This is a genomic window from Jannaschia faecimaris (assembly GCF_900107415.1).
Taxonomy (GTDB): domain Bacteria; phylum Pseudomonadota; class Alphaproteobacteria; order Rhodobacterales; family Rhodobacteraceae; genus Jannaschia; species Jannaschia faecimaris.
In genome coordinates this window covers 161,390-176,416 of the sequence record NZ_FNPX01000005.1, presented here as the reverse complement: position 1 = coordinate 176,416, position 15,027 = coordinate 161,390, and the positions used below count along the sequence as shown (strand labels likewise).

Sequence of the window (15,027 nt, the reverse complement as noted above, 5' to 3'; positions counted from 1 at the left end):
TAAGGTCTTGGATTGCGATTTTCTGATTATCGGGGGCGGTATCGCCGGGGCTTCGGCGGGCGCGGCGCTGGCACCTGAAGGTCGCGTCGTTTTGTGGGAAGCGGAGGACGCCTTCGGCTACCACGCGTCGGGCCGGTCCGCAGCCCTGTTCGAGGAGAGCTATGGCCTGGCCCCGGTGATCGCGCTCAACAAGGCATCGAAAGCAGCCCATGCCGCGCAGGGATGGGTCAGCCCGCGGGGCCTTATGGTGGTTGGACTGGAGGGCGAAGAGGCGGGCTTCGACGCTGATCTCAGCCATATGGCGATAGACGTGATCCCGGTGCGCGAGGCGCGCGAGCGTGTACCGATCCTGTCGTCGGCAGTGACGCGCACCGCCTATGATTCAGAGGCGTTCGACCTGGATACCGATGCGATGTTACAGCACGGTCTGCGTGCCATTGCGGCGGCGCAGACGGGGCAGCGGGTCACGTCGGTCATGCCCATTCCGGGTGGATGGCAGGTAAGGGCGAGCGACGCGGAGATCACGGCCCGACAGATCGTGAACGCAGCGGGGCCTTGGGCGGATCAGGTGGCCGTTCTTGCGGGGGTGATGCCGCTGGGCCTGATGCCGCTGCGTCGGTCGATGGCACGGCTGCGCGCGCCGGGCGGCCGGGATGTGAAGGCATGGCCTATGATGCTGGGGGTGGGCGAAAGCTGGTATGCCAAGCCGGATGCAGGTGCCTTGATCGTGTCGCCGGCAGAGGAGGCCCCTTGTGACCCGATGGACGCCTATGCAGATGATATGACGCTGGCCGAGGGGCTGGCCCGCTATCAGGACGCGGTGACCGAGACCGTCACGCGACCGCTGTCGACCTGGGCGGGGCTGCGGACGTTCACTCCCGACCGATGTCTGGCGCTGGGCGCGTCCGAGGTTTCCGGTTTTTGGTGGTGCGCGGGGCAGGGCGGCTATGGTGTCCAGACGGCCCCGGCGGCATCGCGGATGCTGGCCGACCTTATTGCGGGGCGTGCGCCCGAGTTGGACGCGCAGACGGTCGCCGCGCTCGACCCCGGTCGATTCCGATGATCCGGCGTGTTCAGACGTCGAGCGTTGCCCCCGTCGCGGATGTGGACGGGCGGATGACCGCCCCCGCGGCCGAGCGGAACCGCGACGCGATCCTGAAGGTGTTGTTGCCCAAGCTGCCGCGGGTCGGTGGCGTTCTGGAGGTCGCATCGGGTACCGGGCAGCATATCGCGGCGCTGGCTGCGCATCGCCCCGACCTGGTGTTCCATCCCAGCGATCCGGACCCGGAGCGCCGCGCCTCGATCGACGCGCACTGCAGGGGCCTGCCGAACGTGGCCGAGGCGGGTGACATCCATGCGGGTCAGCCCGGTTGGGCCATTCAGGACGCAGCCGACATGGTGCTGGTGGTGAACCTGTTGCACCTCATTTCAGACGCGGAGATGGCAGTCTTTCTGGACGAGGCAGCGAAGGCGCTGGCCCCCGGTGGCCTGCTGGCGATCTATGGTCCGTTCCTGCGTGACGATCGAGCGACGAGCGAGGGGGACCGCGCCTTCGACACATCGCTGCGGGCGCAGGATCCGGCCATCGGATACAAGGATATCGCGGTTTTGCGCCAGGTTCTGGGCGTGCTCGACCTGTCAGTCGAGGTCGTCGAGATGCCCGCCAACAATCTAATGGTGCTGGCGCGCCTCAAGCCGCAGGCGGGTCTTTAGGCGGCCTGCTCCAGACGGGCGCGCAGATTGTTCAGCGTCGCCTGCTGCGCGTCGTTCATGGCAGCGTTGCGGGACCTGAAGAGCGTGGCCTGACTGTCGTGGATCATCCCGTCCGACAGTACCTTGAGGTGATTGGCGCGCAGTGTCTCACCGGTGGAGGTGATGTCGGCGATCATCTCGGCGGTGTGGTTCAGGACGGTGCCTTCGGTGGCACCCTGACTATCAACCAGTTGATAGTCAGCGACGCCATTGGCCTGCAGGAACTCGCGCACCAGCCGGTGATATTTCGTCGCGATGCGCAGGCGGTGCCCGTGGTGGGCGCGGAACTGGGCGGCGGCGGCGTCCAGGTCATCCAGCGTATCGACGTCAATCCACACTTTCGGAACCGCCAGGATCAGGTCCGCGTGACCGAAGCCCATCCGGGATATCACTTCGACCCTGTCGGCCCAACGCGTCAGCTTTTCACGCACCAGATCGCTGCCGGTGACGCCGAGGTGAATGCGCCCGGTGGCCAGTTCGCGCGGGACCTCCCCTGCCGACAGCAGGACCAATGCGATGTCCGCGCCGTCGACCTTGCCAGCGTATTCTCGGTCGTTGCCGGTGCGCGAAAGGGTCAGGCCGCGTTCGCCGAACCATTGGAACGTCTTTTCCATAAGCCGCCCCTTGGACGGCACCCCGAGGCGGATCATGTCAGATCTCCCAGCAGGCCGGGCCGGATCACGCCACCGACAGCCGGAATGGAGCGCCCCTGGCCCAGCACGGCCGTCAGCGCGTCATAGCGCCCGCCGGTCGCCAGCGGGGGCAGGTCGGGATGGGCCGGCGCGCTGAAGGTGAAGGTGAAGCCGTCGTAGTATTCCATCGCGGAGCGCCCCCGCGCGGGCGCGAAGGACAGATGCGCGGGATCGTGTCCGCGCTTGGCCAGTGCTTCGGCCCGGGCTTCGAGGCGATCGACGGCATCCGACAGACCGGGCAGATCCGCCGCCATGTCGCGCAAAGGCGAAAGGGCTGCGGCCATCGGCCTGTCCATTTCCAATAGCATGGAGATGACTTCCGCCTCGCTCGGGGCGATGGGCGGTGTGGCGGCGTCTTCGACCAAGGCGCGGGCGCGCTCCGCGATCTCGTCCGCGCCGCGCAGACCCACGGCGGTGCCCGCCGCGTCGATCAGAACTTCGGGCGCGGTCGTCTTCAGTTGCGAGAGTAACGCGCTGCGCGCCTGCGTCGGTGAGACGGTGCCGGTGAAGCGTTCCATCAGGCGGCGAAAACGTACCGGCCGCCAAAGATGGCGGCGCAGGGCCGCGCGGCGCCGGTCGGACGTGGTCAGGCTTTCGATTGCCGCGATCAGAAGCCCCAGGTCGCCCGTCGCGGGCAGGGCATTCCACGGGGCGAGGGCGCGCGCGATCAGGTCGAACACTTCCGCATCGGCACCTGCCGGGTCGGTGCCGTCGAACACCTCGTACCCGACTTGCAGGTATTCGCGGGGGCGGCCTTCGTCGACTTCCTGACGGCGGAAGACTTCGCCCGCGTAGGCATAGCGCGCCGGGTCCGCGCCGTTCGCCATATGCGCCTGCACCACGGGCACGGTGAAGTCCGGGCGCAGCATCGTCTCACCAGTCAGGGGGTCGTAGGTGGTGAAGGCGCGGCCCCGGATGTCCTCGCCGTACAGGTCCAGCAGGGTGCCGGCCGGCTGCAGGATCTCCGTCTCGACCGGGATGGCCCCGGCGTCGGTGAAGCCTTGCAGCAGGGCGGCGGCGCGGGTGCGGTCGTCGGCGGAGATCATGCCAGCAGCTTTTGCAGGAAGGGGACGAGATCGGCCAGCGGCACTTCGGTCTGGGAAGGGTTTTCCTTCCATTCCTCAAGGCTCGCCTCCTGCGCCAGCTTGGCCCCCAGGATCAGGTCCTTGACCTGCACGACACCGCGCGCGGCTTCGTCGGTGCCCTGAATGATCGCCGCCGGAGAGCCGCGCTTGTCGGCATATTTCAACTGGTTGCCGAAGTTCTTGGGGTTGCCGAGATAGACTTCGGCCCGGATGCCCGCCTGTCGCAAAGTCGCGCAGATGGTCTGGTAATCGGCCATCCGGTCGCGGTCCATGACGGTGACGACGACGGGGCCTGCCGGCGTCTTGTCGATGCGGCCTTTGGCGATTAGCGCGGCCAGCAGGCGGTCGACGCCTATGGAAACGCCGGTCGCGGGTACGGGCTGACCCGTGAAGCGCGTCACCAGATCGTCATAGCGTCCACCACCCGCGACGGAGCCGAACTGAACGGTCTGACCTTTTTCGTTCTGAACATCGAAGGTGAGTTCGGCCTCGTAGACCGGGCCGGTGTAGTAGCCGAGGCCACGCACGACCGACGGGTCGATGACGATGCGACCGTCAGCGTATCCAGAACTTTTGTTCAACGCTGCAATTGAGCGTAGTTCATTAACGCCCTCCAGACCGACGGCGGAGTGCCCAGTGATCTCCTGCAGGACATTCAATACGCGATCCGTCCAGATCGAATGTGCTTCGATATCACCAAGGTACAGGTCGCGAGTCTCATCCATGACGCAGTTTCGTGCACGATCAAGTTGTTTGCCGCGGTCTTCGTTGCCTTCATCAAATGCTGCGGTCGCTTCGAGCGCCAACCGTTGTTGTGCTTTGTCGAACGCTTGGACAAACGACATGATAATAGAAATTTCTGCGTCGTTCAGTCCCGCACCCTCGGTGACATCGCCGCTCTTATCCTCACGCCCTTCTCCCAACAGCGCCCGCACGCCCCCAATGCCCAACCGGTCCAACTTGTCGATCGCGCGCAGCACGATCCCGCGCTCACGCGCTTTATCGTCGCCAGCCAGCCCTGCAACTTCCAGCACCCCGTTCAGCACCTTCCGGTTGTTCACCCGGATGATGTAGTCGCCGCGCTCAATGCCGACAGCTTCCAGCGTATCCGCTAGCATCGCGCAGATCTCCGCGTCCGCCGCGACGCTCGCCGTGCCCACGGTATCCGCATCGCATTGGTAGAACTGGCGGAAGCGGCCCGGGCCCGGTTTCTCGTTGCGCCAGACGGGGCCCATCGCGTAGCGGCGGTAGGGCGTGGGCAATTCGTTGCGGTGCTGGGCGTAGACGCGGGCGAGCGGCGCGGTCAGGTCGTAGCGCAGCGCCAGCCAGTCTGCGTCCTCGTCCTCCTGCCAGGCAAAGACGCCCTCGTTCGGGCGGTCCACGTCGGGGAGGAATTTGCCCAGCGATTCCACCGTTTCCACAGCCGAGGATTCCAGCGCCTCGAAGCCATAGAGGTGGTAGACTTCGGCGATGGCATCCAGCATGGCCTTGCGCTGCGTGACCTCAGCGCCGAAATAGTCGCGGAAGCCCTTGGGCGTCTCGGCCTTGGGGCGGCGTATCTTGTCTTTCTTGGCCATGTCGGCCCCCGATCTGAAACGGCTTTGTCGCCGGTGTCATTACGTCCCGCGCCGCCCGCGCGCAACCGAAGGAGCGCCCCATGCAGGACCTTGAAGAACGCATCGCCCACCTGACCCGCGCGGTCGAAGACCTGTCGGACGTGGTCGCGCGGCAGGATGGGCAGATTGCGGTGCTGGAACGCCGTGTTCTGCGCCTGATGGAACGCGCCGCCGAGCAGGAGAGCCAAGGCGGCAACACCGTCCCGCTGGCGGATCAGCGACCGCCCCATTGGTAGGCTGACCCGGCGCTGTTGACCGGGGCCGGGGCGGACCCCATCGTCGGGGCATGATCCTGACCGACCTGCCCGCGGGTTTCCACGATGATCCGTTTCCGCATTACGCGGCCCTGCGCGATGCGGGGGCCGTGTGGCAGCCGGACGGGTCGGTGGTGCTGGGGCGGCACAGTGATCTGACGGCAATCTACAAGGATGCGGTGACCTTCCGCAGTGACAAGACCAAGGTGTTTGGCCCCAAGTTCGGGGAAAGCCCGCTCTATGATCACCATACGACGTCGCTCGTGTTCAACGATCCGCCTTTGCACACTCGGGTAAGACGTGTGTTGACGGGAGCGTTGACGCCTCGGGCGCTGGAGCGGTTGCAGCCCGAGTTGGTGGCGCTGGTGGATCGGCTGATGGAGGAGTTGGGGGATGCGCCGGACCTGATCGAAGGGTTCGCGGCGACCATCCCGGTGGAGGTGATCGGCAACCTGCTGGCCGTGCCGGTGTCCGAACGCGGCCCGCTGCGCGATTGGTCGCTGGCCATTCTGGGGGCGTTGGAGCCCGCGCTGACAGCGGCGCAGATGGACCACGGCAACGCGGCCGTGACCGATTTCCTTGCCTACCTGCGCGACCTGGTGGCCCGGCGGCGGGCCCGGCCGGGCGATCCGGAGACGGATGTTCTGACGCGTCTGGTCGAAGGCGGCGATCTGTCCGAGGCGGAACTCTTGCACAATTGTATCTTCATCCTGAACGCCGGACACGAAACGACGACCAACCTGATCGGCAATGCGCTGTGGCTGCTGGACCGTCAGCGGGCGTGTCGGGCCGGGAACGTCGCGCAGATCGTGGAGGAAACGCTGCGGCTGGAGTCGCCCAACCAGTTCGGCAATCGGCAGACGACGCGGCCCGTCACCCTGCACGGGTTGGATATTCCGGCGGGCACCGATCTGCATCTGTGCATCGGCGCGGCCAACCGCGACCCCGCGGTGTTTGATTCGCCCGACACGATGCGGCTGGATCGCGGCGCGTCGCGCCACCTGGCCTTTGCTGCGGGGGCTCATGTCTGCATTGGTCTGACGTTGGCGCGAATGGAGGGGCATATCGCGCTGGAGGGGGTGCTGCGGCGCTTTCCGGACTACCGCGTCACCGGATGGCGGCGGGGCAATCGCGTGCGGTTCCGGGGGTTCGAGCGATTGGATGCCGCGCTGGCGTGATCATGCAATCCGGCCGGTCAGTCCGCGCCGCGTTCCTTGATCGTTATATGCCCGCCCAGCTCGTCCTCGATGTGCGCGCGGATGATCGTATCCATGTCCGGTTCGGCCTTGAACCCCAAGGCGCGGGCGCGCGCCGGGTCGAAGGCCTCGGGCCAGCCTGCGACGATTCCGGCGATGGTCTCGTCTGGTTCACGGCGGATCAGGGCGGTGGCCGCCGGCCCGGCTATCCGTTCCAACGCGGCGATCTCGTCGGCGACTGTCGCGTTCACGCCGGGCAGGGACAGCGCGCGGTCCTGGCCCAGCTGTGCAAGGTCGAGTTCGGCAGCATGCAGCAGGAAACCGACGGCGGCGCGCGGGGAGGCGAACCAGTGGCGGGTCGTGTCGGGGACGGGAAGCACGGCCTCCTGCCCCGCCAGCGGCTCACGCAGGATCGACGAATAGAAACCGGATGCGGCTGCGTTGGGCTTGCCCGGTCGAATGCAGATCGTCGGCAGCCGCAGGGAGATGCCGTCCATGAAACCCCGGCGCGACAGGTCGGAGATCATCAGCTCCCCCATGGCCTTCTGCGTGCCATAGCTGGTGAGGGGCAGAGTCGGCTGATCGTCTGGGATGACCTCGGGGAGGGGCGCGCCGAAGACCGCGATCGAGGAGGTGAAGACCAAGCGGGGACAGTAGTCTTCTTCCCGCGTGATGGCATCGCACAGGGAAATCGTGCCGTGCAGATTGACGGCATAGCCCTTGTGCAGGTCGGCCTCCGCCTCGCCCGAGACGATGGCGGCCAAGTGGAAGATGACATCCGGGCGCGCCTCGATCAGGGCGTTGGCGGCGGCGGGGTCCGAGAGGTCGGCGGCGATGGCGGCACCGGGCACGCCGTCCGGAAGGACGGGTGCCACGATGTCCACCAGCGTCAAGCCGGTGATCGGCTGACCCTGCAACGTGCCACGCGCCACAAGCGCGTCAGTCAGCTTGCGACCGATCATGCCGGCAGCGCCGGTGATGAGGATGTGCATGGCGTCTCTCCCTTTGCGCCCGAGGGTGGCCGCGTCGGGCGCGAAGGGCAAGAGGGTGCGGGTCAAATCAGGCCGTCATCCTCGAACAAGGCGGCGATATTCCGGGTCGGGCGGGGGCCCATGTGGCCGATGACTTCGCGCGCGCAGATGACGCCCATGCGGGCCGCCGTTTCCAGATCGCGTCCGGAGGAAAGGCCATAGAGAAACCCGGCGGCGAATTGGTCGCCCGCCCCGGTCGCATCGACCACTGGCATCGGGGTGACAGGCGACGTGACGCTCTGCCCGCCGGAGCGGACCCAGACATCCTGACCCGACCGGGTGCAGACGACGATTTCGCAGACCTCCGACGCCATCCCGACCGCGCGCTCCAGGTCATCAGTCTGATAGAGCGTCGTCCATTCGGCGGCGTTGCCGATGGCGATATCCATGTCCTTGGCGATCAGGCGCTGGAAGTCGGCGCGGTGCCGGTCGGCGCAGAACGGGTCCGAAATGGTGATGCAGGACTTGCCGCCCGCGGCCTTCATCTTGGCCGCAGCTTCGCCAAAAGCGGTCTTCCCCTCGTCTTTGTCGAACAGATAGCCTTCAAGGAACAGCATCCCGCCGCCCGCGAAGACGTCCGGTACGTCAACGGACGCGATGTCGGCCCCCGCGCCCAGGTAGGTGTTCATCGACCGCTCCCCGTCGGGCGACACGAATATCATGGAGCGCGAGGTCGGAAGATCGACCGCCTTGGGCGGATTCGGGAAGGCGGTGCCCGACGCCTCCATCGTTTGGGCGTAGAAGCGGCCGAGGGCATCGTTCTTTACCTTGCCGATAAAGGCCGTGGAGAGGCCGAGCGCGCCGATGCCCGCTAGTGTGTTCGCGACCGAGCCGCCCGGAGCTTCGACCCGTTCGGACATCGACGCATAAAGCAGTTCGGCGCGGTCCCGCTCGATCAGTTGCATGATGCCCTTCTCGATGCCCATCTGGTCGAGAAAGGTGTCGGTGGAGGGCGTGATGACGTCGACGATGGCGTTGCCGATGCCGATCACGTCGTAGGTCTGGGTCATTTGGTTGTCCTTGGGCTTGCGACAGGACCGGGGGCGCTGCCCCCGGACCCCCGGGATATTTATGGAAAGGGGAAGCGGATGCGGGTGGCCGTGTCAGGCCGGTTCGGTCTTGTCCTCGAACTGGCAGAGATCGCGGATCAGGCAAGCCCCGCACTTGGGCTTGCGGGCCACGCAGATGTAGCGGCCGTGCAGGATCAGCCAGTGGTGGGCGTGTTGCTGAAATTCGACGGGGACGTTGTCTTCGATGGCGCGCTCCACGGCATCGACGTCCTTGCCCGGCGCTATGCCGGCGCGGTTGCCGATGCGGAAGATATGGGTGTCGACGGCCTGTGCGGGGTAGTGGAACCACATGTTGAGGACGACATTGGCCGTCTTGCGCCCGACGCCGGGCAGACGCATTAGCGCGGCGCGGCTGCTGGGCACTTCGCCGCCATAATCGTCGACGATCATCTGGCTCAGCTTGATGACGTTCTTGGCCTTCTGCCGGAACAGGCCGATCGTCTTTATGTGTTCGGTCACGCCCTCAAGCCCGAGGTCGAGCATCTTTTGCGGCGTGTCGGCCACCGCGAAGAGACCGCGCGTGGCCTTGTTGACGCCCGCGTCGGTCGCCTGCGCAGATAGGGCCACGGCCACCACGAGCGTGAAAGCGTTCACATGCTCCAGTTCGCCCTTGGGCTCGGGCTCGGCCTGCTGAAATCGGGTGAAGATCTCGCGCATGACGGGAAAGGGGAGTTGCTTGGCCATGGGGGCGTTTTGGACGGGACGCGCCGCGCAGTCCAGCCCGCGTTCCACGGCAGGCGACGGGTTTCAATAACGGCGGGGTAAATCATCGGCCTCGGATACCTGATCTTCGCGAGTGCGGCCCCGGGCGGGCTGCTCTGTCTTTTGGCTCCGGGTCGGGTGTTTCCCGCAAGAAGCGGGTCGCCGGGGGCAGACCCGAGGTCTAGGATCGGGACGACAGACAAGGTGATATGATGCCCGCAACCGACCTCCATCCCGCGAACGACGGGGCAGACCAGACCTATCACTACGCCCTGATGCGGCGCGCCATCGACCTGATCGATGCGCGCGCCGACGCGCCCCCGTCGCTTGAGGAGCTGGCCGGGGAGATGCGCATGAGCCCTGCGCATTTCCAACGTGTATTCAGCGCCTGGGCCGGGGTCAGTCCCAAGCGGTTCCAGCAATACCTGACGCTGGGCCATGCCAAGGTGCTTTTGTCGGAACGGTTCACCCTTCTCGATACGGCCCACGAGGCGGGCCTGTCAGGCACCGGACGGCTGCACGACCTGTTCCTGCGATGGGAGGCGATGTCGCCTGGCGACTATGCGCGCGGCGGGGCGGGGCTGACGATTCGGCACGGCTGGCTTGATGGGCCGTTCGGCGAGATGCTGGTGATGGTGACCGATCGGGGAATCTGCGGATTGGCTTTCGTCTCCGAGACGGGGCGCGACGCGGCGCTGGCGGACATGGTCGCGCGCTGGCCCAGGGCGACGTTCGTCGAAGACGCGGCGGCGGTGGCCCCCCATGCAGCGGCGTTGGGGGCGCTCAAGGGTGAAGCGCGGCTACACCTGATCGGGGCACCCTTCCAGATCAAGGTCTGGGAGGCGTTGATGCGCATCCCGTCGGGCCATGTGACCACCTATGGCGAGATCGCGGGGGCCATCGGCAATCCCAAGGCCGTGCGTGCGGTGGGCACTGCGGTCGGTCGAAACCCCGTCAGCTGGTTGATCCCGTGTCACCGGGCGTTGCGCAAGTCCGGGGGCTTGGGCGGCTATCACTGGGGTCTGCCGGTCAAGCGCGCGATGCTGGCATGGGAAGGCGCGCGGGCCGATGCGCGTCGGCCTGAAGACGCCTGATTGACGCATGTTATTGCCTATCGGGCGGCGTCGGAGCATTTGCACCGGCGAAGCCCCGCCCATCTCGCCGTGTGCTACGCGATTCGGTGGAACGGGCGTCGCACCCATGCGTTGTGAACTGATACGACTGAAAACGAACGGAATGAACACATGACCTTCTTCAAAGCTCCCCTTGCTCTGGCCCTTGGCGGCACGATGATCGTGGCCGGCTGCGTCGACGCCACCACCGGGGAGCCGAACCGGACCCGCAATGGTGCCCTGATCGGGGCTGGTATCGGTGCCGCCGCCGGCGCGATCGCGGGTGACGGAAGCCGCGCCGACGAAATCGCTGCCGGTGCCGTCGTCGGCGGTCTGATCGGCGGGGCCATCGGTTCCCGGCTTGATCGCCAGGCTGCGGATCTGCGGGCGCAACTGGGCGACGACCGTATCCTGATCCGTAACACGGGCGAGCAGCTGATCGTGACACTGCCGCAGGATATCCTGTTCGACACCGACAGCGCCTCGCTGCGCGCCGATCTGCAATCGGACATCCGGGCGTTGGGACGCAACCTGCAGCAGTATCCGAACACGACCGTTCAGGTCATCGGCCACACGGACAGCGAAGGCTCCGCTGCGTACAACCAGGATCTGTCGGAGCGCCGGGCCCGCTCGGTCGCCGGTGTTCTGCTGGAACAGGGCGTCTCGGGCAGCCGCATCGTGCCGATCGGTCGGGGCGAGGCACAGCCGATCGCGTCGAACAACTCGGCCGAAGGGCGTCGTCAGAACCGCCGCGTGGAAATCATCATAACGCCGATCAACTGATCGACGTCCGTCCGAAGATTGGCCCCCGGTTTTGTGATCGGGGGCCTTTTTTGTTGCATCCCACCCCGGTGGTCATATCTTCTGACCAATCCGAGGGGGAGCCCATGCCGTTCCAGAAAATCACGTCCGAAAAGTTGGCGACGGCGGTCACGCGTCAGATCGAGCATCTTATCCTGCGGGGCATCTTGCGTCCCGGTGACCGGCTTCCGGCCGAGCGTGAACTGTCGGAGCGTCTGGGCGTGTCGCGCCCGTCACTACGCGAGGCGGTGGGTGCATTGCAGGACCGGGGGTTGCTGACGACCAAGGCCGGGGCCGGGGTCTATGTCGCCGACGTTCTTGGGAACGCGTTTTCGCCTGCCTTGACCCGGTTGTTCGCCAGTCACGAGGACGCGCTGTTCGATTACATCGCCTTTCGCCGTGACATGGAGGGGCTGGCCGCCGCCCGCGCCGCGACCCATGGGTCGGACACCGATCTTGCGTTGGTCGACACGATCTTTCGCAAGATGGAAACCTCCCATTCCAAGCGCGACCCCTCGGAGGAAGCGGAGCTGGATGCGGATTTCCACATGGCGATCGTCGAAGCCTCGCATAACGTCATCATGCTGCACATGATGCGTTCGATGATGGATCTGTTGCGTGAAGGTGTGTTCTACAACCGCTCCATGATGTTCAAGCAGCGCACGACGCGCGACGTTCTGCTGGACCAGCACCGGGCGATCAACGACGGTCTGCAGGCGCGTGATCCGGAGGCGGCAAAGGCGGCGGTTGAGGCGCATCTGAACTACGTTCGCGGCTGCCTGAGCGACCAGAGAGAGGCGGATCGGCACGAGGATGTCGCCCGCCTTCGTTTGCAGCAGGAAGTCGGCAGGTGACGGTCAGAGCCCCTCGACGCTGACCAGCCGCGCGCTGCTGCATCCATCGCGCACCTCCCGGAGGTTGCGATAGGTGTCCCCGTTGTAAAATTCGTTCCAGGCGTCCATCGTCGGAAACTCGAGCAAGACGATCCGGCGCGGCATCCATGCCCCTTCGTGGACCGTATGCGCCCCGCCCCGCACGAGGTAGCGCGCGCCTGCCGCTTCCAATTCTGGTTTCACCGCATCCATGAAGATTTGGTAGCGGTCCTTGTCGCGGATATCGACGTCGAAAATAACGAAGGCTGGCATCGGCGGTCCTCCCGTCCCTGCACCCTGCCCGTTCCGGAGGCGTTCGGCAATCGCGGCCTCCACCTATCGCCGCCTCAGATACTCCATGACCGCGGGTCGGACCGATTGCTCTCCGGCGTCACGGGCTTCGTCGATGACGCTACGGACCTGGCCCAGATCGGCTTTCAGCAGGATGTTCTTCACCGGCCCGATTGACGCCGGGCGCATCGAAAGGCTGCGCAGGCCCATCGCGGCAAAACACAGCGCCTCGACCGGACGGCCTGCGTCCTCGCCGCAGAAGCTGACGGGCGTATCCGTTTCGGTGCATCGGGCCACGATCTTCTCGATCAGGGACAGAAAGCTGACGTTGAGTGTGTCATAGCGCCGGCGGACGCGTTCGTTCTCGCGGTCGGCTGCGAAGAAGAACTGCTTGAGGTCGTTGCCCCCGATCGAGATGAAATCCGCCTCCTGAAAGAAACGGCGGGGCGCGAAGGCCAGTGACGGTGTCTCCAGCATCGCACCGACTTTCAGCGTCTCGGGCAGGGCATGGCCCAGCGACGTTTCGCGGTGAAGTTCCCGCGTAAGATGGGCGCGGGCCTCGAGGAACTCCTCCATCTGGGCGATGAACGGGAACATCAGGTTCATCGAGCGCCCGTTCGCCGCGCGCAGGAGGGCCTGCAACTGCATCCGCATCACGCCCGGCTTGTCGAGACCCACACGGATTGCCCGCCACCCAAGCGCCGGGTTCGGCTCGTCCTGGGCCTTCATGTATGGCAGGACCTTGTCGGACCCGATATCCAGTGTGCGGAATGTGACCGGCAGGCCCTGCGCCGCGTCCAGCACGCGGGCGTAGAGCCCCGCCAACTCACCCCGACGGGGCACGCTGTTGCGGGTCAGGAACTGAAGCTCGGTGCGGAACAGGCCTACGCCCTCCGCGCCCGAGGTGGGCAGGGATGGCAGGTCGGCCATCAGCCCCGCGTTCATCATCAGCTCAATCCGCTGGCCGTCTTCGGTCACACATTTCGTGTCGCGGATGGAGGCGTAGCGCTGCTGCGCCTGCTCGGCCATTGCCAGCTTCTCGCCGAAGGCGCTGCGCACGATGTCGTCGGGGCGCAGGTGGGCAATCCCCTGATCGCCGTCGACCAGGATCGTGTCGCCGGACAAGGCCTCGGTCGTGATGCCGGTGGCCTGCAGGACGAGTGGCATGGCCCAGGCCCGCGCGACGATGGCGGCGTGGCTGCCGACCGATCCCTCCTCCAGAACGACCGCCTTCAGCGTGCGCCCGTATTCCAGAAGCTCGCCCGGCCCGATGTTGCGCGCGACCAGCACGGCATTCTCGGGTAGCGTGCCCCGGTCGTTGCCCTGACCGGTCAGCATCCGAAGCAGCCGGTTCGACAGATCGTCGAGGTCGGCCAGGCGTTCGCGCAGGTACGGATCGGCATCACGCATCCGGGCGCGGGCGGCGGTCTGTTCCTTCTCTACAGCGGCCTCGGCGGTCAGGCCAGCGTTGATGTCTTCCTCCATCCGCCGCACCCAGCTACGGGAATAGGCGAACATGCGGAAGGCTTCGATCACCTCTTTCTGCTCGCGGTCGCCGGAGGCTTGCGACAGCATCTTGTCAACCGACAGGCGCATTTTGTCGACGGCCTCCATCAGGCGTGCGCACTCCTTTTCAGGATCGTCGCTGACCGGGTTCGTGATGACCACGCGCGGATCGTGAAGGTAGACTACGCCCTCGGCCGCGCCTTCCTGACCCATCACGCCCTTGAACAGAACCTGTTGCGCGTGGCGCGGCTTGAGGGCCTCGCCTTCGCCAGTAAAGGCCCCCAGTTCGGTCATTTCCGCCAAGACCATGGCCACAACTTCCAGCGCGTAGACTTCGTCTTCGCTGAACTCCCGAGCGGCCTTGGACTGCACCACCAGCACGCCCAGGCGCTCCCCCAGACGCTGTACCGGTACGCCGAGGAAGCTGGAAAAGACTTCCTCCCCGGTCTCGGGCATGTAGCGGAATCCCTTGGTGCTGGGCGCATCCGCGGTGTTGATCGGCGCGCGATTGCGGGCAACGCGCCCCACCAGGCCTTCGCCCACGCGCATCCGGGTGACGTGGACGGAAGCGGCCTTCAGGCCGCGCGTCGCGCAAAGCTCCAGCGTCTGCTCATCGCGGTGCAGGTAGATCGAGCAGACTTCGGTTTCCATCGAAGTGGCAACCAGTTCCACGATTCGATCAAGCCGCTCCTGCCCTGCCGCGGCCTCCGCCATAACGGCCTGAAGTCGCCGCAAGAGCTTGCGACTGTCGCTGTCTTTTGGCGCTGACATATCGTGCCCCGGCTCCCTAATCGGTAGGACCTTATCGGAGCAGATCGGGGAAGTGGAGGGGTGTCTGTACGACCGGGCTCGCCAGTTCGTACCTTTCCGACTCGCAGACGGCACGATGCCCGGTCTGGCGGCAGTGCTGCCTTAGTTGTGCGCGATCATGGGCGTCGGATCGGTGCCAAGGGCAGGCAGAAGCAGGGCGATACCGGCGAAGGCCAGTATCCAGAAGGCGGGGGAGCGGATGAAATATGTCATGGCCCGCATCCTGCCGGACACCGG

Annotated in this window: 15 protein-coding genes; 7 read left to right on the top strand and 8 right to left on the bottom strand. The window is 65.9% G+C overall.

Annotated features, from left to right (window positions below):
• Positions 1-7 precede the first annotated feature (7 nt).
• Entirely contained in the window at positions 8-1,063 is a 1,056-nt protein-coding gene (locus tag BLV27_RS08090; protein WP_092644717.1) for an NAD(P)/FAD-dependent oxidoreductase, read from the top strand.
• Positions 1,060-1,713 (top strand): DUF938 domain-containing protein, encoded by a 654-nt coding sequence (locus tag BLV27_RS08085; protein ID WP_092644714.1) that lies wholly within the window; start codon positions 1,060-1,062, stop codon positions 1,711-1,713. The genes BLV27_RS08090 and BLV27_RS08085 overlap by 4 nt, the downstream gene beginning before the upstream one ends.
• On the opposite strand, the gene hisG is transcribed toward BLV27_RS08085, so the two are convergent.
• From hisG to hisS, 3 genes are read right to left on the bottom strand one after another with little or no spacing between them, the layout of a single operon-like run.
• On the bottom strand, positions 1,710-2,402 hold the full coding sequence (hisG, locus tag BLV27_RS08080; RefSeq protein WP_092644712.1) for an ATP phosphoribosyltransferase: 693 nt from the start codon (positions 2,400-2,402) through the stop codon (positions 1,710-1,712). The genes BLV27_RS08085 and hisG overlap by 4 nt on opposite strands.
• On the bottom strand, positions 2,399-3,490 hold the full coding sequence (locus BLV27_RS08075) for an ATP phosphoribosyltransferase regulatory subunit (RefSeq protein ID WP_092644710.1): 1,092 nt from the start codon (positions 3,488-3,490) through the stop codon (positions 2,399-2,401). Before BLV27_RS08075 ends, hisG begins: the two co-directional genes overlap by 4 nt.
• Positions 3,487-5,106: a histidine--tRNA ligase gene (gene hisS, locus BLV27_RS08070; protein WP_092644708.1), complete on the bottom strand. Its 1,620-nt coding sequence runs from the start codon at positions 5,104-5,106 to the stop codon at positions 3,487-3,489. Before hisS ends, BLV27_RS08075 begins: the two co-directional genes overlap by 4 nt.
• A gap of 80 nt (positions 5,107-5,186) precedes the next feature.
• Between hisS and BLV27_RS08065 the strand changes: the two genes are divergently transcribed.
• A complete protein-coding gene (locus BLV27_RS08065; protein WP_092644706.1) occupies positions 5,187-5,381 on the top strand; it encodes a SlyX family protein in 195 nt (64 codons plus the stop codon).
• 50 nt (positions 5,382-5,431) lie between these two features.
• Entirely contained in the window at positions 5,432-6,577 is a 1,146-nt protein-coding gene (locus BLV27_RS08060) for a cytochrome P450 (protein ID WP_092644704.1), read from the top strand.
• A 17-nt stretch (positions 6,578-6,594) separates the two neighbouring features.
• Here BLV27_RS08060 and denD read toward each other — a convergent pair whose 3' ends face one another.
• From denD to nth, 3 genes are all read right to left on the bottom strand, one after another.
• Positions 6,595-7,653 (bottom strand): D-erythronate dehydrogenase, encoded by a 1,059-nt coding sequence (gene denD, locus BLV27_RS08055; protein WP_342024233.1) that lies wholly within the window; start codon positions 7,651-7,653, stop codon positions 6,595-6,597.
• Positions 7,650-8,636 carry an adenosine kinase gene (locus BLV27_RS08050; protein ID WP_092644700.1) on the bottom strand — a complete coding sequence of 329 codons (987 nt, stop codon included), beginning with the start codon at positions 8,634-8,636 and terminating at the stop codon, positions 7,650-7,652. Before BLV27_RS08050 ends, denD begins: the two co-directional genes overlap by 4 nt.
• A gap of 93 nt (positions 8,637-8,729) precedes the next feature.
• Positions 8,730-9,380 carry an endonuclease III gene (nth, locus tag BLV27_RS08045; protein WP_092644893.1) on the bottom strand — a complete coding sequence of 217 codons (651 nt, stop codon included), beginning with the start codon at positions 9,378-9,380 and terminating at the stop codon, positions 8,730-8,732.
• A 230-nt stretch (positions 9,381-9,610) separates the two neighbouring features.
• Between nth and BLV27_RS08040 the strand changes: the two genes are divergently transcribed.
• The 3 genes from BLV27_RS08040 (at position 9,611) to BLV27_RS08030 (ending at position 12,165) form a co-directional block, all read left to right on the top strand.
• On the top strand, positions 9,611-10,492 hold the full coding sequence (locus tag BLV27_RS08040) for a methylated-DNA--[protein]-cysteine S-methyltransferase (RefSeq protein ID WP_092644891.1): 882 nt from the start codon (positions 9,611-9,613) through the stop codon (positions 10,490-10,492).
• A 150-nt stretch (positions 10,493-10,642) separates the two neighbouring features.
• Positions 10,643-11,293, top strand: coding sequence for a YiaD family glycine zipper/OmpA-like lipoprotein (locus BLV27_RS08035; protein WP_092644698.1), 651 nt, complete (start codon positions 10,643-10,645; stop codon positions 11,291-11,293).
• Between the two features lie 104 nt (positions 11,294-11,397).
• Positions 11,398-12,165 carry a FadR/GntR family transcriptional regulator gene (locus BLV27_RS08030; protein ID WP_092644696.1) on the top strand — a complete coding sequence of 256 codons (768 nt, stop codon included), beginning with the start codon at positions 11,398-11,400 and terminating at the stop codon, positions 12,163-12,165.
• A gap of 3 nt (positions 12,166-12,168) precedes the next feature.
• Here BLV27_RS08030 and BLV27_RS08025 read toward each other — a convergent pair whose 3' ends face one another.
• Complete coding sequence (locus BLV27_RS08025; RefSeq protein WP_092644889.1) at positions 12,169-12,456, bottom strand: DUF1330 domain-containing protein; 288 nt, start codon at positions 12,454-12,456, stop codon at positions 12,169-12,171.
• A gap of 63 nt (positions 12,457-12,519) precedes the next feature.
• Complete coding sequence (gene ptsP, locus BLV27_RS08020) at positions 12,520-14,751, bottom strand: phosphoenolpyruvate--protein phosphotransferase (protein WP_092644694.1); 2,232 nt, start codon at positions 14,749-14,751, stop codon at positions 12,520-12,522.
• Positions 14,752-15,027 lie beyond the last annotated feature (276 nt).